20 protein-coding genes are annotated in these 21,339 nt (G+C 51.8%); 2 read left to right on the top strand and 18 right to left on the bottom strand.

The annotated features are described in order from the left end of the window. Positions 1-31 precede the first annotated feature (31 nt). From rpnB to pdxB, 16 genes are all read right to left on the bottom strand, one after another. Positions 32-922 (bottom strand): recombination-promoting nuclease RpnB, encoded by an 891-nt coding sequence (rpnB, locus tag BEA93_RS12790; protein ID WP_105224637.1) that lies wholly within the window; start codon positions 920-922, stop codon positions 32-34. A 196-nt stretch (positions 923-1,118) separates the two neighbouring features. Next, positions 1,119-1,892 (bottom strand): histidine ABC transporter ATP-binding protein HisP, encoded by a 774-nt coding sequence (gene hisP, locus BEA93_RS12785; RefSeq protein ID WP_016249017.1) that lies wholly within the window; start codon positions 1,890-1,892, stop codon positions 1,119-1,121. Positions 1,893-1,899: 7 nt separating this feature from the next. After that, positions 1,900-2,616 carry an ABC transporter permease gene (locus tag BEA93_RS12780; protein WP_105224636.1) on the bottom strand — a complete coding sequence of 239 codons (717 nt, stop codon included), beginning with the start codon at positions 2,614-2,616 and terminating at the stop codon, positions 1,900-1,902. Then, entirely contained in the window at positions 2,613-3,299 is a 687-nt protein-coding gene (hisQ, locus tag BEA93_RS12775; protein ID WP_016249019.1) for a histidine ABC transporter permease HisQ, read from the bottom strand. Before hisQ ends, BEA93_RS12780 begins: the two co-directional genes overlap by 4 nt. Positions 3,300-3,389: 90 nt before the next feature. Continuing rightward, a complete protein-coding gene (gene hisJ, locus BEA93_RS12770) occupies positions 3,390-4,172 on the bottom strand; it encodes a histidine ABC transporter substrate-binding protein HisJ (RefSeq protein WP_000737632.1) in 783 nt (260 codons plus the stop codon). 219 nt (positions 4,173-4,391) lie between these two features. After that, entirely contained in the window at positions 4,392-5,174 is a 783-nt protein-coding gene (gene argT, locus BEA93_RS12765; RefSeq protein WP_000748242.1) for a lysine/arginine/ornithine ABC transporter substrate-binding protein ArgT, read from the bottom strand. A 264-nt stretch (positions 5,175-5,438) separates the two neighbouring features. Continuing rightward, positions 5,439-6,008 (bottom strand): flavin prenyltransferase UbiX, encoded by a 570-nt coding sequence (ubiX, locus tag BEA93_RS12760; RefSeq protein WP_000825693.1) that lies wholly within the window; start codon positions 6,006-6,008, stop codon positions 5,439-5,441. Positions 6,009-6,102: 94 nt separating this feature from the next. Continuing rightward, positions 6,103-7,620, bottom strand: a complete 1,518-nt coding sequence (gene purF, locus BEA93_RS12755; RefSeq protein ID WP_000334207.1) for an amidophosphoribosyltransferase — start codon at positions 7,618-7,620, stop codon at positions 6,103-6,105. A gap of 36 nt (positions 7,621-7,656) precedes the next feature. Beyond that, positions 7,657-8,145, bottom strand: coding sequence for a colicin V production protein (gene cvpA / locus BEA93_RS12750; RefSeq protein WP_000262105.1), 489 nt, complete (start codon positions 8,143-8,145; stop codon positions 7,657-7,659). A gap of 256 nt (positions 8,146-8,401) precedes the next feature. Continuing rightward, the gene (gene dedD, locus BEA93_RS12745; protein ID WP_000157018.1) at positions 8,402-9,064 is read right to left on the bottom strand and encodes a cell division protein DedD; all 663 of its coding nucleotides are present in this window, start codon (positions 9,062-9,064) and stop codon (positions 8,402-8,404) included. Then, the gene (gene folC, locus BEA93_RS12740) at positions 9,054-10,322 is read right to left on the bottom strand and encodes a bifunctional tetrahydrofolate synthase/dihydrofolate synthase (protein ID WP_085449106.1); all 1,269 of its coding nucleotides are present in this window, start codon (positions 10,320-10,322) and stop codon (positions 9,054-9,056) included. The genes dedD and folC overlap by 11 nt, the downstream gene beginning before the upstream one ends. Before the next feature lie 69 nt (positions 10,323-10,391). Then, positions 10,392-11,306: an acetyl-CoA carboxylase, carboxyltransferase subunit beta gene (accD, locus tag BEA93_RS12735; RefSeq protein WP_000118402.1), complete on the bottom strand. Its 915-nt coding sequence runs from the start codon at positions 11,304-11,306 to the stop codon at positions 10,392-10,394. A gap of 155 nt (positions 11,307-11,461) precedes the next feature. Beyond that, positions 11,462-12,121: a DedA family protein gene (locus BEA93_RS12730; protein ID WP_000364342.1), complete on the bottom strand. Its 660-nt coding sequence runs from the start codon at positions 12,119-12,121 to the stop codon at positions 11,462-11,464. Positions 12,122-12,148: 27 nt separating this feature from the next. Next, the gene (gene truA / locus BEA93_RS12725; RefSeq protein ID WP_001283594.1) at positions 12,149-12,961 is read right to left on the bottom strand and encodes a tRNA pseudouridine(38-40) synthase TruA; all 813 of its coding nucleotides are present in this window, start codon (positions 12,959-12,961) and stop codon (positions 12,149-12,151) included. After that, a complete protein-coding gene (locus BEA93_RS12720) occupies positions 12,961-13,974 on the bottom strand; it encodes an aspartate-semialdehyde dehydrogenase (RefSeq protein WP_001289148.1) in 1,014 nt (337 codons plus the stop codon). The genes truA and BEA93_RS12720 overlap by 1 nt, the downstream gene beginning before the upstream one ends. A 65-nt stretch (positions 13,975-14,039) precedes the next feature. Beyond that, entirely contained in the window at positions 14,040-15,176 is a 1,137-nt protein-coding gene (gene pdxB, locus BEA93_RS12715) for a 4-phosphoerythronate dehydrogenase PdxB (RefSeq protein ID WP_016249023.1), read from the bottom strand. Between the two features lie 99 nt (positions 15,177-15,275). On the opposite strand from pdxB, the gene flk reads away from it, so the two are divergent. Further along, positions 15,276-16,271, top strand: coding sequence for a flagella biosynthesis regulator Flk (flk, locus tag BEA93_RS12710; RefSeq protein ID WP_000615850.1), 996 nt, complete (start codon positions 15,276-15,278; stop codon positions 16,269-16,271). Here the strand turns inward: flk and BEA93_RS12705 are convergent. Both BEA93_RS12705 and fabB read right to left on the bottom strand, forming a co-directional pair. Beyond that, positions 16,268-17,446, bottom strand: a complete 1,179-nt coding sequence (locus tag BEA93_RS12705) for an MFS transporter (protein ID WP_000127795.1) — start codon at positions 17,444-17,446, stop codon at positions 16,268-16,270. The two genes, flk and BEA93_RS12705, sit on opposite strands and share 4 nt — an antisense overlap. 286 nt (positions 17,447-17,732) lie before the next feature. Further along, on the bottom strand, positions 17,733-18,953 hold the full coding sequence (gene fabB / locus BEA93_RS12695; protein ID WP_000817180.1) for a beta-ketoacyl-ACP synthase I: 1,221 nt from the start codon (positions 18,951-18,953) through the stop codon (positions 17,733-17,735). A 158-nt stretch (positions 18,954-19,111) separates the two neighbouring features. Between fabB and mnmC the strand changes: the two genes are divergently transcribed. Then, entirely contained in the window at positions 19,112-21,118 is a 2,007-nt protein-coding gene (gene mnmC / locus BEA93_RS12690; RefSeq protein ID WP_105224635.1) for a bifunctional tRNA (5-methylaminomethyl-2-thiouridine)(34)-methyltransferase MnmD/FAD-dependent 5-carboxymethylaminomethyl-2-thiouridine(34) oxidoreductase MnmC, read from the top strand. Positions 21,119-21,339: the final 221 nt, after the last annotated feature.

Below are 21,339 nucleotides of genomic sequence, written 5' to 3'. Positions count from 1 at the left end.
CATCCGCCAGGTAGCCTCGGGGTTTACTGGATCAGTGACTTTGCGCCAGAAGCTCATCTGGCGAAAGTCGGGTTACCATCAGAACTAACTCTCTGTCTAAACCTCTCTCCAGCATCTCCTGAGCAATACGCAGAGCTTCTTCATGTTTGCCCTGCATTGCGCCCTCTTCACGTAATCTGTCAGCAATAGTCATCAGTTTCTCCTTTTCTTGTGGTGCTCGTTCCGCTATCTCACCAATAAATGCACGGAAACGCTGGGCATCCCCCGTTTGTAAAACGTAATTAAACAGTGCTTGTAGCTGCCTGTCATTAGTGTTCCCTGTAACTAAAAGAGAAACTATTTGCTCCACTAACCCCAATAAGTCGCGCTGGCGAATATGTTTCTGAATTAACTCCAGCAATGCCATTTTACGGTGTTGCATAATCTCGTCATCCGGCACTACAGTAATATCTACCAACGGAAAAGCCGATGAGTAAATTTTGTGGGCAATCGCAGGTTCTGCAAATTCATCAAGCCAGCAGAGAGAATAAGGATAAGGACTTCTGCAACCATGATAAAACAGCATTGGGATCACCAAAGGAAGCTCTTTATAGCCCGCATCCAGATGGTTTTGCATCGCCGCGATGGAATAACGCATCATGCGAAAAGCCATTAATTCTTCCGCCTTACTTTGGTGTTCAATGACGACATAAATATACCCCATCCCCTCCTGTGTTTTCACTGACCACAAAACGTCGGAGTAATATTGTCGCAGGTTTTCATCAATAAAACTGTTTGGTTCCAGTTTTAACGTTGTTAAATCACACAGATTGCGCAGCGGTGCTGGAAGATGAATATCAATAAAATCTCGTGCTGTATCTGGATGGCGTAAAAAGGATTTAAATACCGCATCATGCGGCGTGGAAGTGGTCGATATTGTCATGGCGTTCCGTCACCCATCAAATTTAAGAGGACGAGACAATAACTACCCTTTATAACCAATGCAGTAGGCAGTTTTTATATTTGGACAACGAATTCAGAAGTATTTTAAGTGGGCTGAAATATATACATTTCAATGGAAGCTAACTCGCAAATTAGCCTTGAAAATACTCCGGCAGCATTAGCCGCCGGAGAGGCAATTATTTCAGTGATCCTTTAAGGAACTGTTGCAGACGCGGGCTTTGCGGGTTGCCAAATAACTGTTCCGGCGTCCCCTCTTCTTCTATTTTCCCCTGATGGAGAAAAATGACGTGGGTAGAGACATGGCGAGCAAAGCCCATTTCATGAGTCACCACCACCATGGTTTTCCCCTCTTCCGCCAGTTGCTGCATAATGCGCAGAACTTCGCCTACCAGCTCTGGATCGAGCGCTGAGGTAGGTTCATCAAACAGCAAAACTTCCGGTTCCATTGCCAGCGCCCGTGCAATGGAAACACGCTGTTGCTGACCACCGGAAAGATGCACCGGGTATTTCCCCTGCGCACGTTCGTCTATGCCAACTTTCGCCAGATATTTCACCGCCCGCTCGCGTGCTTCCTGCTTGCTCAGCCCCAACACCTGAATCGGCGCTTCCATGACGTTTTCCAGCACCGTCATATGGCTCCAGAGATTGAAGTGCTGAAACACCATCGTCAGGCGCGTGCGCAGTAAACGTAGCTGATTTTTATCGGCAACTTTGAGTTGGCCGTCTTTATCGCGCACCAGATTGATGTTCTGCCCGTTAACCACGATCTCGCCTTCGCTCGGTTTTTCGAGGAAGTTAATACAGCGCAGAAAGGTACTTTTCCCTGATCCCGACGATCCGATGATACTGATCACATCCCCGGCGTTCGCTTGCAGTGAAACGCCTTTCAGCACTTCGTGTTCGCCGTAGCGTTTGTGCAAATCGATAACGTTTAATTTATTCTCGGACATCGTATTCTCAGTGCGTTGAAGAAGGTTTCACATGCTGCAACCAGCGTTTTTCCGCTTTGCGAAAGAGACTGATCAGGACATAAGAGATGATTAAATAGAGCACCGCGGCAATGCCAAAGGCAGTAAAAGGTTGATACGTGGCGGCGTTGATATCGCGGGCAATTTTCAGCAGATCCGGCACCGTGGCAGTAAACGCCAGCGCAGTAGAGTGCAGCATCAGAATCACTTCGTTGCTGTAGGCCGGTAATGCAATACGCAGTGCCGACGGCAAAATAATGTAGCGATACATTTTAAAGGTTGAGAAACCATAGGCTCTGGCAGCTTCAATTTCCCCATGCGGCACCGACCGGATCGCCCCGGCAAAAATCTCAGTGGTGTAAGCACAGGTGTTGAGCGTCAATGCCAGCACGGTACAGTTCAGGCCACTGCGGAAAAAGGCGTTAAGGAACTCGGTGCCTTTAACAATCTCCAGCGTGTACATGCCGGAATAGAACACCAGCAACTGAACATACAGCGGCGTACCGCGAAAAATATAAGTAAATAACCAGATGGGAAACTGAATGTATTTATTACTTGAGACGCGCCCAATCGCCAGAAACAGCGCCAGAATCCCCCCCATCACCACCGACAGAATCAGCAACCAGAGAGTGATCGCCACACCGGTAAAGCGATAACCGTCAGTCCACAGCAGCGGTTTCCAGTATTCATGTAAGATTTCGATCACAGGTCAGCCCTCTTCACACCCACGGAGTAGCGGCGCTCAAGGAACAGCAGCACACCATTGGAAACGGTGGTAAAAACCAGATAAATCACGCCACAGACGATGGCGAAATAGAATGGTTCCCAGGTACTTTTGCCTGCCAGTTGAGTGGCTTTCACCACATCTTCCAGTCCGAGTAACGAAACGAGAGCCGTTGATTTAAGAATGACCTGCCAGTTGTTGCCAATCCCCGGTAGGGCGTAACGCATCATCGCCGGGAACATAATCCTCCGAAACACTTGCCCACGGGTAAAGCCGAATGCTGTTGCCGCCTCAATATGCCCTTTCGGCACCGCCATAAACGCGCCGCGGAACGTTTCGGTGAAGTAAGCGCCGTAGATAAACCCCAGGGTTATAATACCGGCGACCATCGGGTCGATATCAACCTGTCCGACGCCCATCGCCTCCGTCACCGTGTTTAGCGCGATCTGCAAACCGTAGAATATCAGCAGCATTAACACTAAATCCGGCACACCGCGTATCAGCGTGGTATAGCCTTCGAAAATCAGTCCCGATAACCGATTTTGCGAAAGCTTACCGCCAGCGCCAATAAGACCGATAATTACAGCGAGCACTACAGAGCTGATAGCCAGCTCCAGCGTGACGAGCGCCCCCTGTAAAATTACACCTGAAAACCCATACAACATGCTGCCTGTCCTGTTGTGTGTGGTGAATTTACCGCCTCTTATCTCCCTCCGGTGCCTCGAAGGGAGCGGGCTTTCTTTCACCGATGGCGATTAGCCACCATAAACATCAAAATCGAAGTACTTTTTCGCTAATTTCTCGTAAGTACCGTCAGCGCGCATTTCAGCAAAGGCTTTGTTCAGTGCCTCGCGCAGTTCGTTATCTTCTTTACGCAGCCCCATGCCGGTGCCTACGCCAAACAGTTTTTCATCTTTAACAGACGGACCACCGAATTTGTAATCTTTACCGACTGGCTGTTTGAGGAAACCTTCACTGGCGGCAACTTCATCCTGGAACGCGGCATCAATACGTCCGGCAGTCAGGTCTGAGTAAATATTGTCCTGCCCCTGATAAGAGACGATTTCAATGCCTTTGGGAGCCCAGTGTTCGTTACCAAATGTCTCCTGGGTGGTGCCCTGCAATACCCCTACCCGCTTGCCTTTCAGCGATTCTACTGTCGGCTGGATGTCAGAATTTTTCGCCACCACCAGACGAGAATCGGCAGCATACAGTTTGTCGGTGAAGGCAATTTCCTGCTGACGTTTTTCCGTGATGGAAAGTGATGACATGATGGCGTCAATCTTCTTCGCTTTTAATGACGGAATTAACGCATCCAGCGGATTCTCAACAAAGGTACATTGCGTATTGATGCGTTTGCACAACTCCTTCGCCAGATCAATATCAAAGCCAACCAGTTCGCCTTGTGAATTTTTTGATTCAAATGGTGCATAGGTTGGATCGGTGCCGATGCGGATATTTTGCGGAATAGCAGCAAACGCAGCGGTTACGCTGGAGAAGGCCAGAACCAGAGAGAGCGATAGCACCAGTTTTTTCATAATGTCCTCAACTGACAGTCTTTTTATAGGGAATATTTACAGGTTTGTTACAGTTATCGTGCCATAAAATTGACCAACAAGGCAAAATATCCAGGCCAGTTAGTCGTATTATTTTTCATTAAAATTGCTTAAGTATGCATTTTAATGCACCACGATAGTGCAACAAACCTGGAATGCACCATGATGATTCCCCATCAGGCGCTACTTCCCTGCGACGTATCAGCCACCATAGACATTAAAGTCGAAATACTTTTTTGCCATCTTGTCGTAAGTGCCATCCTGACGCAGTTCGCCAAGCGCCTTATCAAAGGCGGCTTTCAGTTCGGCATCATCTTTACGTAGCCCTACACCTGTACCATCACCGAAGTATTTTTTGTCTTTCACTGATGAACCAGCAAAGGCGAACTCTTTACCGGCGGGTTGCTTGAGGAAACCTTCGCTGGCAGCGACTTCATCCTGCAGAGCGGCATCCAGACGACCTGCATCCAGATCGGAATAGACCAAATCCTGGTTAGCATAGGCCACCACATCGACGCCTTTACTGCGCCAGTTGTCATTGGCGTACGCTTCCTGGGTGGAGCCTTGCAGCACACCGACATGTTTACCTTTCAGCGAATCCAGCGTTGGTTGGATCGGTGAACCTTTAGCAGCAATCAAACGAGAATCCGCGGCATACAGCTTGTCGGAGAAGGCAATCTCCTGCTGACGTTTATCAGTAATAGAGAGCGATGAAATAATGGCATCGATTTTTTTCGCTTTCAGTGACGGAATCAGCGCATCAAAGTCACTGGCAACCCAGGTACATTTAACCTGCATGCGTTTGCACATCTCGTTACCCAGATCGATATCAAAGCCAACAAAGTCACCTTTGGCATCTTTCGATGAGAACGGCGCATAGGTGGTATCCGTTCCGATACGTACCGTCTCCGGCAGTGCCGCAGAGCTGGAAGCTGCTGCGGACAGACCGACTAACAAAGACAGAGCAAGAATCGACTTCTTCATACATAACCCTCAAGTGAAATGGCTTTTTTATGTTGTGTATTGTGTTGTGTGTTTGCAGGCTCGTTCATGCAGGTCTTATGCCATCTTGACAACAGCTCAAACATCTAACGTTAAATATGTTAATAAGACGTTGCATTATTGTCCTAAAGTTGAAGATAGCAGGTATGCCGGTTGAATCGCAGCGTTTCGATTCAATGGCAGGAACAAAATGTCGAGGATTTGATCACGGTTGCAAAATTGCCCCGAAACAGGGCAACAGCAAAGTTATGCGCCCTGCCAGCGGGCAAAGAGATCTTCGGGAAGGGTTATCGTAAACTGATCAAGTACACGGTTAACCGTTTGATTTATCACATCATCAAGCGATTGCGGACGATGATAAAACGCCGGAACGGGAGGCATAATTACCGCACCAATTTCCGCAGCCTGAGTCATTAAACGCAAGTGTCCTAAGTGCAGCGGCGTTTCACGCACGCAGAGCACCAGTGGGCGACGCTCTTTCAGTACCACATCTGCTGCTCTGGTCAGTAAACCATCGGTATAGCTATGGACAATGCCGGAAAGGGTTTTGATTGAACAGGGTAAAATCACCATCCCCAACGTCTGGAAAGACCCGGAAGAGATACTGGCGGCAATATCGCGCGCATCATGGGTAACATCGGCTAATGCCTGAACTTCGCGCAGGGAAAAATCCGTTTCGAGGGATAAAGTCTGGCGCGCTGCCTGGCTCATCACCAGATGCGTTTCAACATCTGCGACATCACGCAGAACCTGTAATAAACGTACGCCATAAATCGCGCCGCTGGCACCGCTGATGCCTACAATGAGTCGTTTCATAGATAATTGCCCTGTCAGACTTGCAGGCAGACTTTGCAGGATTTCGGCGGGAGTTGCAAGTCAGGGTGCCAGACCGGCACCCTGAACGAAGGTATTATCCTTCGTTATGCATTTCCAGGTTTTCAACTTCGTTCTGACGTTGCACTGCTTTAGCGTCGTCATTACGTAAAGTATCGAGGAAATCGAGGTAGCCTTGATCAACGTCTTTGGTGACATAGACGCCATTAAACACCGAGCATTCGAACTGCTGAATATCCGGATTTTCAGCGCGAACGGCTTCGATCAGATCGTTTAGATCCTGGAAGATAAGCCCATCAGCACCGATGATCTGGCGGATTTCATCCACTTCACGACCGTGTGCGATCAGTTCCGTGGCGCTCGGCATATCAATACCATAAACGTTCGGGAAACGAATCTCCGGCGCGGCAGAGGCGAGATACACTTTCTTCGCTCCGGCTTCACGCGCCATCTCGATAATCTGCTCAGAGGTGGTGCCGCGGACAATGGAGTCATCGACCAGCAGAACGTTTTTATCGCGGAACTCAGCGCGGTTGGCGTTCAGTTTACGACGAACAGACTTACGGCGCAGTTGCTGGCCCGGCATGATAAAGGTACGGCCAACGTAGCGGTTTTTCACGAAGCCCTGGCGGTACGGTTTACCCAGAATGCGAGCGATTTCCAGTGCGATATCGCAGGAGGTTTCCGGAATCGGGATCACCACGTCAATATCCAGATCTTCCCATTCACGGGCAATTTTTTCGCCAAGCTTGGTGCCCATATTAACGCGGGCGCTATAAACGGAAATTTTGTCGATGAACGAATCCGGGCGGGCAAAGTAAACATACTCGAACAGGCACGGATTGCTGACCGGATTGTCGGCACACTGACGGGTAAACAACTGCCCTTCTTCAGTGATGTAAATCGCTTCGCCCGGTGCGACGTCACGCAGGAACTCAAAGCCCAGGGTATCGAGCGCAACGCTTTCAGAGGCAACCATATATTCTGTGCGATTGTCATCAACATCGCGTTTTCCCAACACCAGCGGACGAATGCCGTTAGGATCGCGGAAAGCAACCATACCGTGGCCGATAATCATCGCCACACAGGCATATGCGCCACGGATCAGACGGTTAGTGGCGGCAATGGCGGCGAAAATGTTATCGGCTTCCAGCGGATAGTGGCGGAAGTTATCCAGTTCGCTGGCGAAGATATTAAGCAAAATTTCCGAGTCAGAAGTGGTGTTGATGTGGCGGCGTTTTTCTTCAAACAACTTTTTACGCAACTCGTGAGCGTTAGTCAGATTGCCATTATGGGCAAGCGTGATGCCATATGGAGAGTTAACGTAAAATGGCTGCGCTTCAGAAGCGCTGGAGCTGCCAGCCGTAGGGTAACGCACATGACCAATGCCCATATTGCCCTGCAAACGCTGCATGTGGCGAGCTTCAAATATATCGCTCACCAGACCGTTCGCTTTACGCAAACGAAAGCAGTTATTGGCATCAATGGTGATGATGCCTGCGGCATCCTGACCGCGATGCTGAAGCACCGTTAAGGCATCATAAATCGACTGGTTAACCGGCATAACACCGGCGATACCGACAATACCGCACATACGTCTTTTTCCTCGTTAAGCCACATCTCAGAGCACTTACGCTCTGGGCAAGAAACTTGACGAGCTTTGCAGATAATCAAAAAACCATCTGATGATAAAACTGAACTGTGGGATCAGCTGTGATTTGCTCCAGTCTTCGCTTTTCGACACTCCGGTAAAGGAGTCGAGAAAGAAAAGAATAGCGGCAACAATCAATACGCCGCGCAACGCACCGAAACAGACGCCCAGCACCCGATCGGTGCCTGACAACCCCGTTTTCTCCACCAACTGACCTATCACGAAGTTCACGATAGCGCCAACGATAAGCGTAGCGATAAACAGTACCGCGATGGCAATCCCATTTCGAACCAGTTCGTCTTCAAAGCCCGTAAACCAGGCTGACAGGTAAGTGTAGTAATGACTGGCGACAAAGAACGCACAACCCCATGTCACCAGCGATAATGCTTCACGAACAAAGCCGCGGATCAGGCTAACCAGAGAAGAAAAAGCAATCACCGCGATTATGGCGTAATCAATCCAGACCATATGTGTCCCACGATTTTACGCCCTGTCATCCTGTTCGGGGCGCATTCTAACAGAAAAAGAAAACGTTTGCGTAGGGATTTCCTTCCCGCGCATCAATAAAAATGGCGCTGAAAAAATATTCAACGCCATCGACTTTTTGTGCCTTTGCGGCACCGGCTATACGTGTCGGATGCGGCGTGAACGCCTTATCCGACCTGGGGTTATGCTCCCGCGTAGACCTGATAAGACGCGTTAGCGTCGCATCAGGCAAACCGTATTAATTCGGCGTATAGCCCATCACCACGCCGCTCAAGCCAGAAAGCTGCCTCAACTCACCCAGCGAACCTTTCAGCTTCTCTTTAGAAGCATCCGGCCCAACCAGAATGCGGGTGATTTTACCCTGCACTGGCGTCGACGGCGACGTATAAACGCGATATCCCGCACCACGCAGCTTAGCAACAATCTCATTCACTTTATCGGCATTTTTCAGCGCGCCCAGTTGCACTACATACGCTTTACCCGTCGGTGCCGCTTTTTCTTCAACAACCGGCTTCGGTTCTGGCTTCGGCGGGGGCGGCACTTCAACCTTCGGCTTAGGCGGATCCACCGGTTTCGGTTTCGGTGGAGCGACCGGTGCAGGCTCCGGTTCAAACACGGTATTGTTGGCCGCAATGGTTGTCGGATCGAGCGAAGGCGCTGCGGCATCGCCTGCCCGCACCTCTTCTGCCGCGCCTTCTGGCGGCTGTGTCGGCAACGCCTGAGTGGCGGCTGGCATCATATCAGGCTCGTCACGATCGCCAGCTTTCGGCACCAGCGGGATCGCTGCGAACTCATCCTGATAATGTTTTTTCTGCCCATCGAGCAGCCCTGGAAGCACAATCACCCCCAGCGCCACCAGCACTATTGTGCCAACTAACCGATTCTGAAACTTACTCGCCACCGCTTCTCCTCGCGTCAATCACTTCCATGACATGTGCGACCGTATGGAATGAACCACACACCAGCACGGTATCTTCCGGTTTAGCGTCCGCCATCGCGGCATCCCATGCCTGCGCAACGCTGTCAAATGGTTTGCCATTACCCAGATGTTCCAGCAGTTGCTCTGCTGTAGCACCGCGTGGCCCTTCCAGTGGCGCACAATACCAGTCATCAACTACGCTTTTCAACCAGGCCAGAGTTCCGGCAATATCTTTATCATGTAGCATACCGATAACCGCCAGCACGCGCCCGCTTTTCGGTAACGCTTGCATACGTCCGGTGAGATATTCTGCCGCATGTGGATTATGGGCGACATCAAAAATGACGCGTGGCAACTCACTCACAATCTGGAAACGTCCCGGTAAAATTGCACTGGCAATGCCCTCGCGAATTGCCTGTTCACTGACCTCCAGGCCGCTGGCGCGAAGTGCTGCCAGCGCCGTTGCGGCATTTGGTTGTGGGACAAGCGGCAACGGCAGGTTTTCTAGCGTACCGTGAGCATCGGTAAACGACCAGTCATGGTCTGTGACAGAATAATTCCACTCAACACCGCGACGTTGCAGCAATGCATCTTTTTCCTGCGCCACATCGGCAATGGTGTACGGCATTTCCGGTTCACCGACAATCGCCGGTTTTTCACTGCGGAAGATCCCCGCTTTCTCGCGACCAATGCTTTCGCGATCTGGCCCCAGCCAGTCGGTATGATCAAGCGCAATGCTGGTCACTACCGCGACATCAGCATCAACAATATTGGTGGCATCCAGACGACCGCCCAGCCCGACTTCCAGAATCACCACGTCAAGTTGTGCCTGTTTGAACAGCCACAACGCCGACAGCGTACCGTATTCGAAATAGGTCAGAGAAATATCACCGCGTGCCGATTCAATCTCAGCAAAAGAGGCAGTATGGGCCGATTCCGGTAATTCCTGACCCTGCACACGAACGCGCTCGGTATAACGCACCAGATGCGGCGAACTGTAGACCCCCACTTTGTACCCTGCCGCCATCAGAATCGACTCCAGCGTGCGACAGGTTGTGCCTTTGCCATTAGTACCCGCGACAGTAAACACAAACGGTGCTGGTTTCAGAACGCCGAGACGCGCTGCCACCTGGCTTACGCGCTCAAGGCCGAGATCGATAGTCTTACTGTGCAGGTTTTCCAGATAAGAAAGCCACGAAGCCAAAGGCGACGCGGCTTGAGGTGTGCGTTTGATAATCATGGTATCCGCTGATTCATTACGGGGATAATAGCAAAAGGGCAGAGCCAGCGGCCCTGCCCTTATCAGTTATCAGGCCTCTGGTTCCTGATCCGGTGCTGGTGGCACCACTTCGCCTTCGCGTGGCGCTTCAGGATTCGGCGCTGGCAGATTCATCAGCTTCGCCAGGATGCTCGCCAGTTTCAGGCGCATTTCCGGGCGGCGGACAATCATGTCGATCGCGCCTTTCTCGATCAGGAACTCACTGCGCTGGAATCCCGGCGGCAGTTTTTCGCGAACGGTCTGTTCAATAACACGCGGACCGGCAAAACCGATTAACGCTTTCGGTTCAGCAATGTTGAGATCGCCCAGCATCGCGAAACTCGCAGAAACACCGCCCATGGTTGGGTCAGTCAGCACGGAGATGTACGGCAGACCGCGCTCCTGCATTTTCGCCAGCGCAGCAGAGGTTTTCGCCATCTGCATCAGCGACATTAGCGCTTCCTGCATACGTGCGCCACCGGAAGCGGAGAAGCAGATCAGCGGGCAGTTGTCTTCCAGCGCCTGCTCAACGGCACGCACGAAACGCGCACCCACCACAGATCCCATTGAACCGCCCATAAAGGCAAATTCGAATGCCGCAGCAACGACCGGCATTCCATACAAGGTGCCTTTCATTACTACCAGCGCGTCTTTTTCGCCGGTTTCTTTCTGTGCAGATGCCAGACGGTCTTTATACTTTTTGGAGTCACGGAACTTCAGCACATCTTTCGGCTCAAGCTCGCTACCCAGCTCCACAAGGCTTCCTTCATCCAACAGGCTATGCAGGCGATTACGCGCCGTCATACGCATGTGATGGTCACACTTCGGACAGACCTCAAGATTACGTTCCAGCTCAGCACGGTATAAAACCTGACCGCAGCTATCACACTTAGTCCACACGCCTTCAGGAATGCTCGCCTTGCGGGTGGGAGTAATGTTGCTTTTAATTCGTTCAATCCAGCTCATTAGGGACCTTTCTGTCTGAACCTGGTTCGATGCCAGCTTTATCTTTGGGGACGCATAATGCCATTTTTGCCCCCAACAGACCATGAATGTTGCACATTAAAACATAACAGCCCGAAACTTTGGATAAAAAAGTGGTCGAACCGCGGAGTTACTTTTTATTTTGCGGCGCGTGCCGCAGCGCGTTTGTGACGGATAATTTCGATGACGCCCGGCAGAATGGAAACCACAATAATCCCGACGATCAGCAGCTTAAGGTTATCCTGAACCATTGGGATTGTACCGAAGAAATAGCCTGCGTAGGTAAAAAGTAGAACCCACAACAGCGCGCCGATCACGTTATAAGCGGCGAAATGACGGTATGACATGTGGCCCATCCCCGCAACGAACGGGGCGAACGTTCTGACAATTGGCACAAAACGGGCGAGAATAATGGTTTTGCCGCCATGTTTCTCATAAAACTGATGGGTTTTGTCGAGATAACTGCGACGGAAAATTTTCGAGTTCGGATTGCTGAATAATTTCTCACCGAACAACCGCCCAATAGTGTAGTTAACGGCATCGCCAACAATCGCGGCAACCAGCATCAGTACTACCATCATATGGACATTGAGATCGTTAGTTCCCAGCGAGGCCAGCGCCCCGGCAACAAACAGCAGCGAATCTCCCGGCAGAAACGGTGTCACTACCAAACCAGTTTCACAGAACAAAATCACAAACAAAATGGCATAAACCCAGACGCCATACTGCGCGACCAGTTCCGCCAAATGCACGTCAATGTGCAGGATAAAATCGATGAGGAAATAAATCAGGTCCATATTTGCCTATGCCTTGTACGACTAAAATTAGTCCGCCAGAAAGAGCGGGCCCATTGGCGGCTTTGGAAGATCGAATCTGTCCGGGTAATCCACCGCGACCAGATACAACCCTTCCGCTTTCGCCGTTGCTGCCGCCAGCGTCCTGTCCTTAGCCGCCAACAGCTCTGCTATCCAGCTCTCCGGCTGGTTGTGGGCACCCACTTCCATCAGGCTGCCGACAATATTCCTCACCATATGATGTACAAAGGCATTCGCTTTGATATCTACCACCACATAGGGACCGTGACGCGTGACGTTGATATGCATAACGTTACGCCACGGCGTTCGGGACTGACACTGCACCGCGCGGAACGAGGTGAAATCATTCTCGCCCAACAGGCATTGTGCCGCCCGATGCATCCGTTCGGCATCCAGCGGTTCGTAAAAGTGGGTAACACCTTTACTCAGTACCGCCGGACGCAGTCGATGATTGTAGATGATGTAGCGATAACGGCGAGCCGTAGCGCTAAATCGGGCGTGAAAATCATCGGGTACAGCTTTAACCCAACGCACGGCGATGTCACCAGGTAAATTCGCATTTACGCCTAACGTCCACGCAGCGTCTTTGCGTAACGCGGTGGTTTCAAAATGCACTACCTGCCCAGTGCCGTGTACCCCTGCGTCGGTTCGCCCGGCACAGAACACGGTGATGGGTTCGTTCGCTACCTGCGAGAGCGCCTTTTCCAGCTTTTCCTGCACACTGCGGACTTCATTCTGCCGTTGCCAGCCGTAATATCTGCTGCCGTCGTACTCAATACCCAGCGCAATTTTATAAACTGGCGGTTGTTGCTGGTCGGACATTAGTACAGGTACTCCTGCACCAGTTTTTCAGCGATCTTCACCGCCATCAGTGCCCCCCCAAAACGGACGTTGTCGGCCACCGACCAGAACTGGATTTGCTCTGGCATACCATAGTCATTACGAACACAGCCGACAGAAAGATGCGGAGAACCAGACGCATCGCCCACCTGCGTTGGGAATTCATTCTCTTCAGAAAGCACAATATCTTCGCTTTGGGAAAACGCATCACGCGCTTCTTCTGCCGCCAGCGGACGTAATGCTTCGAAGTTGACCATCTGAGCATGACCGTAAAATACCGGTGCCTGAACGACACTAGCCGAAATCATCAGCCCTTCGTCCTGCATAATTTTGCGCACTTCATCGACAATACGGCGCTCTTCGCGTACGTTACCTTCGCGATCCGGTAGCAAGGGCAGCATATTAAACGCCAACTGACGACCAAAGAAATCATCTTCATCAATCGGAATACCGTTGAGCAATTTCGCGCTCTGCCCGGCTAATGCATCCACCGCTTTTTTGCCCTGAGCGGAGGCAGAAATCAGGCTGGTAACGCTGATGCGCGACAAACCGCCCTGATCGATTAACGGTTTCAGTGCAGCCAGTAACTGGCTGGTCAGGCTATCAGGAACAGCAATAACGTTACGGTTACGGTAGTCCGCCAGTACAAACGGATTCACGTCCGGCACCACCAGCGGAACATCAGGTTCGAGAGCAAACAGGCCGCTGCTATCAATGACCAGACATCCCGCGTTAGTGGCTTCTTCAACCCAGGCGGCGGTAGCTTCTTTACCTGCAACAAAAAACGCCAGTTGCGCCTGCGTCCAGTCAAAATCGGCAGCATCCTGCACGGTGATTGTCTTACCACCAAAACGCAGATGTTCACCTGCGCTTTCGTTACGTGCCAGTGCATAAATTTCCCCAACCGGGAACTGACGTTCAGCCAGCGTTTCAATCAGGGCTTCGCCCACAGCGCCAGTTGCGCCCAGGACAGCAATGTTCCAGCCTTCAGACATGGTGGTTTACTCCAGAAATAGCAAAACTCCCTGCCGATATTACAGCAGAGAGCATGAAGAAGAGATTAACGTGCCGGATGATGAACGGCGTTAAAACCCAATTTACACAGTAATGCCGCCGCGCTGGCGTCATCGCAAATCACATACAGAGACGACCATTCACGGCGTTCAAGGTAATTTTTGCGCAGTTTATCGAACTCACCCGGTATCCCGGCGACTTTACGCAGCGGTGCGTCATCGCGGCGCACATCATACACCAAATGCACCAGCCTTTTTAGCGTTGGCTGATCGAGCGAGCCATGCAGCGTAATACGGCCAAATTCTGGTGTTGGCAATAAGGTATCCAGCGCGATGTGCTGTTCATGACCAATAAACTTGCTATAAGCCTCAAACACTTGCGTGGTGCCACGCGCTTTACCTTCGAGGGTATAGCCCGCGATATGCGGCGTGCCGATATCCACTTTTTGCAGCAGCTCGACGTTGAGTTCTGGCTCGCCCTCCCAGACGTCCAGCACCACGCTTAACTTCTGGCCTTCATTCAGACAGGTCAGCAGTGCGGTATTATCGACGACTGCGCCACGGCAAGCGTTAATCAGAATCGTCCCCGGCTTCAGGCTGCGGATCAGTTTTTCATCCGCCAGATGCCGCGTTTTGTACGGACCATCTTTAAAGAGTGGTGTATGGAACGTCAGAATATCCGCGTGCTGAACCAGCTCATCAAGAGAACGGAAATCTCCCTCATCCCCACGATCGGCGCGTGGCGGATCGCAAAGCAAGGTTTTAATTCCCAACGCCTCCAGCCGCGCCTGTAATCGACGACCAACGTTACCAACTCCCACGATCCCCACGGTACGGTCATGCAGTGAAAATCCATCGCGTTCGGCAAGCATTAGCAACGACGAGAAAACATATTCCACTACCGCAATCGCATTGCAGCCAGGTGCGGCAGAAAAACCGATCCCTGCCTGCTGCAACCATGCCTCATCAACATGGTCGGTCCCCGCAGTGGCGGTGCCAACAAATTTTACTGATTTCCCCGTCAGCAGCGACGCGTTCACTTTCGTGACCGAACGCACCATCAACGCATCCGCGCCATCCAGTTCTGCGACTGGAATTGGACGCCCCGGAACCGCTTTCACCTCACCCAAACGGCTAAATAATTCGCGGGCATAAGGCATATTTTCATCAACAAGGATTTTCACGTTTGTGCTACCTGTATGAGAACGAGAGTTAACCGGACAAGTGTGCCATAATCTCGCGGCCAGGCATACTTGCGATGATTTCAGGTATAAGGATACGTAATGATACAACCTCTTTCAGGCCCTCCTCCTGCGCAACCACCAGGTCAGGGGGATAACCTGTCGTCTGGCGCAGGCAATCAGCCTTTATCCAGCTTGCAACGTACCGCGTTGGAAAGTTTGATGATCAAAGTGACTTCGCTGACGCAACAGCAGAGCGCAGAGTTGTGGGCCAATATAAAGCACGACATCGGTCTGCCGGGTGATTCACCTTTGCTTTCACGCCATTTCCCGGCAGCAGAACAAAACCTTGCGCAACGTTTGCTGTCTGCGCAAAAAAGTTATTCTGTCCGCCAACTTTTGGCCCAATTGGGGGAGTATTTACGTCTGGGAAATAATCGTCAGGCCGTCACGGATTATATCCGGCATAACTTTGGTCAGACGCCGCTAAATCAACTCTCACCAGAGCAATTAAAAACCGTCCTGACGCTACTACAGGAAGGGAAGATGGTTATCCCGCAGCCGCAACAGCGCCAGGCGACCGACCGACCTTTATTACCAGCGGAACACAATACGCTCAAGCAACTGGTCACCAAACTCGCGGCGGCAACAGGGGAACCCAGCAAACAGATTTGGCAATCGATGCTGGAACTTTCAGGGGTGAAAGATGGCGAGTTGATTCCGGCGAAACTGTTTAACCATCTGGTCACCTGGTTACAGGCCCGTCAGGCGTTAAGTCAGCAACACACTCCGACGCTGGAGTCACTCCAGATGGCGCTAAAGCAGCCACTGGATGCAAGCGAGTTGACGGTATTATCGACGTATGTTGAGCAAAAGTATGGGCTTTCAACACAATCAGCCCTGACGTCTGCACAGGCCGAAGATATCCTTAACCAGCTCTATCAGCGGCGGGTGAAAGGCATTGAACCGCGTGATATTCAACCGCTGCTCAATCCCTTTACCCCATTAATTGACACGATGAAAGAAATGTCAATGCGCCCCAGCCTGTGGATATTATTCGTCGTCATCATTGTGATGTTGATCTGGCTAGTGGGTTAACCCCGGCGAAACGACAGTATCGTCACAATAATCCCCAGCACCGCCGATATCGCCCCGGCAAGAAATACCGAAGAGTAGCCAAACGAGGTCGCCAGAACACCCGCCAGCGGCCCGGAAACACCGAGGGCGATATCCTGAAACGCGGCATAGCCACCGAGCGCTGTGCCGCGCACCTGGGAAGGAACGCGTTTAACCACTTCCACACCCAGGGCCGGGAATATAAGCGAACACCCAGCCCCGGTTAACGCCGCGCCCGCTAATGCGACCCACGCTCCCGGTGCCTGCCAGAGCATCAACAAGCCGGCCGTTTCTACCAACAGAGAGACTATCGCCACTTTTACGCCACCAAAACGGTCTGGCATCCAGCCAAACATTACGCGCATTACGACAAATGCGCCGCCAAAGGCGGTGAGCGTAAAGCCCGCCATCGCCCATCCTTTGCTGGCAAAGTAAAGCGAAACGAAGGTTCCGATAACCGCAAAGCCCACGCCCTGAAGCGCCAGGCCCAGCCCAGGCTTCCAGATAAGACCGACGACACTCCACAGCGAGGGGCGTTCTCCCGCCAGAGCTGGTACTTTGCGCACCGTGCCATTGCAGGCCCACGCCAGCAACGGCAGTATCATTGTCGTAAGTGCCAGGACGGCAAAACCGTAATGACTATGGATCAGTAAGCCAAGCGGTGCGCCGACAGCCAGTGCGCCGTAAATCGCCATCCCATTCCACGACATCACTTTTCCGGAGTGTTTTGGCCCGACGATGCCTAATCCCCAGGTCAGAGCACCAGTCAGCAACTGACTTTCACCAAAGCCAAGGATCAAACGCCCGACGACCAGCAGGGCAAATTTAATCGGCGCAGAAACGGGTAAAAGCGCAGCCAGCAATAAAGCACCACCGGCCAGGCCACAGGATAACATGCCCTGAAGTGCTGAACGTTTTGCCCCATATTGATCGGCCAGCCGTCCGGCATAACCTCGTGTTAATACCGTAGCCAGAAACTGAATGCCAACGGCAATTCCGACCATGGTGTTGCCATAGCCTAGCTCATGATGGACAAAAAGTGGGATCACCGGCAAAGGTAACCCTACGGTCATGTAGGTCAAAAAAACCGCAAAAGCGATGCGAAAAAGCGAAAAATTGGCAGAAGATCGTGTTTCTGTTTGGCTTACAGCAGTCATGCATTACTCCAGAATGCAGCGCAAGGCGAAGAATTTCCCCGTCTTATCTCTCTGGTTTTCAGGGTTACAGTGCGTTGGAAGGGTTTAACGCGTACGTATTTTCAGCAGGATATCGACAAAGCAAGAAGTTTGCCTGGAACAAACAGCGATTGTCAATGATGTGAAAAAGGGAACCATCAGGCTCCCTTTTGCGTTACTGCCGAATGCGGAGCTGGCGCGTAATGTCGGATGCGACGCTTACGCGTCTTATCCGAGCTGCTCCAACCGACTCCGACATGTCGCAGAATTAATCTTTCAGCTTACGCATTACCAGCGTGGCGTTGGTGCCGCCGAAGCCGAAGCTGTTAGACATAACGGTGGTCAGCTCGCGATCGGTCGTTTCGGTTACGATGTTCAGTCCCGCAGCCTGCTCGTCCAGCTCTTCAATGTTAATGCTTGGGGCGATAAAGCCGTGTTCCAGCATCAGCAGAGAGTAGATTGCTTCCTGCACACCTGCAGCGCCCAGTGAGTGACCGGTCATCGCTTTAGTTGCAGAAATCGCCGGGCTATTATCACCGAACACTTCCCGGATAGCTGCCAACTCTTTCACATCGCCAACCGGAGTCGAAGTACCGTGAGAGTTCAGGTAGTCGATTGGGGTATCAACGCCGTGCATCGCCATCTTCATGCAGCGAACCGCGCCCTCGCCAGACGGAGCAACCATGTCTGCGCCATCAGACGTTGCGCCGTAGCCAACGATTTCAGCGTAGATGTGAGCACCACGAGCCAGCGCGTGTTCCAGCTCTTCAACCACCACCATACCGCCGCCGCCAGCGATAACAAAACCATCGCGGTGAGCGTCATAAGTACGGGAGGCTTTTTCCGGGGTGTCATTGTATTTGGTAGACAGCGCGCCCATCGCGTCAAATTCGCACGCCATTTCCCAGCACAGCTCTTCGCCACCACCAGCAAACACGATGTCTTGTTTGCCCAGTTGGATCTGCTCGACTGCGTTACCGATACAGTGTGCGGAAGTCGCACAAGCGGAGCTGATGGAGTAGTTAACACCGTGGATTTTAAACGGTGTGGCGAGGCAGGCAGAAACGCCAGATGCCATCGCTTTGGTGACCACATACGGGCCAACCGCTTTCAGGCCACGCGGGCCGCGCATTGCGTCAGCACCGAACACCTGGAAACGCGGGGAACCGCCGCCAGAACCTGCAATCAGGCCAACGCGCGGGTTATTCTGGTAAGCTTCCGGGGAGAGGCCAGCATCTGCGATTGCCTGCTCCATAGAAAGGAATGCATAGATGGATGCGTCGCTCATAAAGCGCACAACTTTGCGGTCAATGAGGCCAGTGGTATCCAGTTTTACGTTGCCCCAGACGTGGCTACGCATGCCGGAATCCTTCAGCTCCTGAGAGAAAGTGATCCCTGAACGTCCTTCACGCAGAGATGCCAGGACTTCCTGCTGGTTATTACCGATGCTGGAAACAATGCCCAGGCCAGTAATCACTGCACGTTTCATTCAATACCTCTGTAAGTCGCACATAGAGTAAGTTTCGAATGCACAATAGCGTACACTTGTACGCCGAACAAGTCCGATCAGACAATTTATAGAGAAATTTGCGCAGCCTGACACACATCGCTAAGATCGAGCCACCGCCTGTAAGACGAGTAACTTACGTGAAACACTACGCTATACAACCTGCCAACCTCGAATTTAATGCTGAGGGTACACCTGTTTCCCGAGATTTTGACGATGTCTATTTTTCCAACGATAACGGACTGGAAGAGACGCGTTATGTTTTTCTGGGGGGTAACCAATTAGAGGCACGTTTTCCCACACATCCACATCCTCTGTTTGTGGTAGCAGAGAGCGGCTTCGGCACCGGATTAAACTTCCTGACGCTATGGCAGGCATTTGATCAGTTTCGCGAAGCGCATCCACAGGCACAATTGCAGCGATTGCACTTCATTAGTTTTGAGAAATTTCCCCTCACCCAGGCTGATTTATCGTTAGCACATCAACACTGGCCAGAACTGGCACCGTGGACGAAACAGCTTCAGGCGCAGTGGCCTTTACCCTTGCCCGGTTGTCATCGTTTATTGCTCGATGAAGGCCGCGTAACGCTGGATTTATGGTTTGGCGATATTAACGAACTCACCAGCCAACTGGACAATTCACTAAATCAAAAAGTGGATGCCTGGTTTCTGGACGGCTTTGCGCCAGCGAAAAACCCGGATATGTGGACGCAAAATCTGTTTAACGCCATGGCGCGTCTGGCACGTCCTGGCTGCACGCTGGCGACCTTCACGTCTGCCGGTTTTGTCCGCCGGGGCTTGCAGGAAGCTGGATTCACGATGCAAAAGCGTAAGGGTTTTGGGCGGAAACGGGAGATGCTTTGCGGCGTGATGGAACAGACATTATCACTGCCCTCTTCCGCACCGTGGTTTAATCGCACAGGTAGCAACAAACGGGAAGTGGCGATTATTGGCGGCGGTATCGCCAGCGCGTTGTTGTCACTGGCGCTGTTGCGGCGCGGCTGGCAGGTAACGCTTTACTGCGCGGATAACGCTCCCGCGCTTGGTGCTTCTGGTAATCGTCAGGGAGCGCTGTATCCGTTATTAAGCAAACACGATGAGGCGCTGAACCGCTTTTTCTCTAATGCATTTACTTTTGCCCGTCGGCTTTACGGTCAATTACCCGTTAAATTTAATCATGACTGGTGCGGCGTAACGCAGCTAGCCTGGGATGAGAAAAGCCAGCACAAAATCGCGCAGATGTTATCGATGGATTTACCCGCAGATCTGGCGATGGCGGTCAACGCAAATGAGGTTGAAAACATTACAGGTGTTGCGACAAATTGTGGCGGTATTACTTATCCGCAAGGCGGCTGGCTATGTCCGGCAGAACTTACCCGTAATGTACTGGAACAGGCGGAACAGCAAGGTTTGCAGATTCGTTATCAACATCAGTTGCAGGATTTATTGCGTAAGGATGACGGGTGGCAACTGACATTTGCAGATCATCAGCAGGTGATGCATAGCGTGGTGGTACTGGCGAACGGGCATCAAATCAGCCGATTCAGCCAGACGTCACCTCTACCGGTGTATTCGGTTGCCGGACAGGTCAGTCATATTCCGACAACGCCGGAACTGGCGAAACTGAAGCAGGTGCTGTGCTATGACGGTTATCTCACACCACAAAATCCGGCGAATCAGCACCATTGTATTGGTGCCAGTTATCACCGCGGTAGTGAAGATACGACCTACAGTGAGGACGATCAGCAGCAGAATCGCCAACGGTTGATTGATTGCTTCCCGCAGGCGCAGTGGACGAAAGAAGTTGATGTCAGTGATAAAGAGGCTCGTTGTGGTGTACGTTGTGCCACGCGCGATCATCTGCCCATGGTGGGAAATGTCCCCGATTATGACGCCACGCTCGCGGAATATACCTCGCTGGCGGAACAGAAAGATGAAGCGGTAAGCGCACCAGTCTATGACGATCTCTTTATGCTTGCTGCTTTGGGTTCGCGCGGTTTGTGCTCTGCCCCGCTGTGCGCCGAGATTCTGGCGGCACAGATGAGTGAAGAACCTGTTCCGATGGATGCCAGTACGCTGGCGGCATTAAATCCAAATCGGTTATGGGTACGGAAGTTATTGAAGGGTAAAGCGGTTAAGGTAGGGTAATCTGCTTTGGCATTGTTTGTCGGATGCGGCGTGAACGCCTTATCCGACCTACGTGTGACCTGTAGGCCTGATAAGATGCGATAAGCGTCGCATCAGGCATGGTGCTCCCAAGGTCGGATGCGGCGTGAACGCCTTATCCGACCTACGTGTGACCTGTAGGCCTGATAAGACGCGATAAGCGTCGCATCAGGCATGGTGCTCCCAAGGTCGGATGCGGCGTG

The sequence above is a fragment of the Escherichia sp. MOD1-EC5950 genome (assembly GCF_002965345.1).
GTDB classification, from domain to species: Bacteria; Pseudomonadota; Gammaproteobacteria; order Enterobacterales; family Enterobacteriaceae; genus Escherichia; species Escherichia marmotae.
This window is presented reverse-complemented; position numbering and strand designations above follow the sequence as displayed.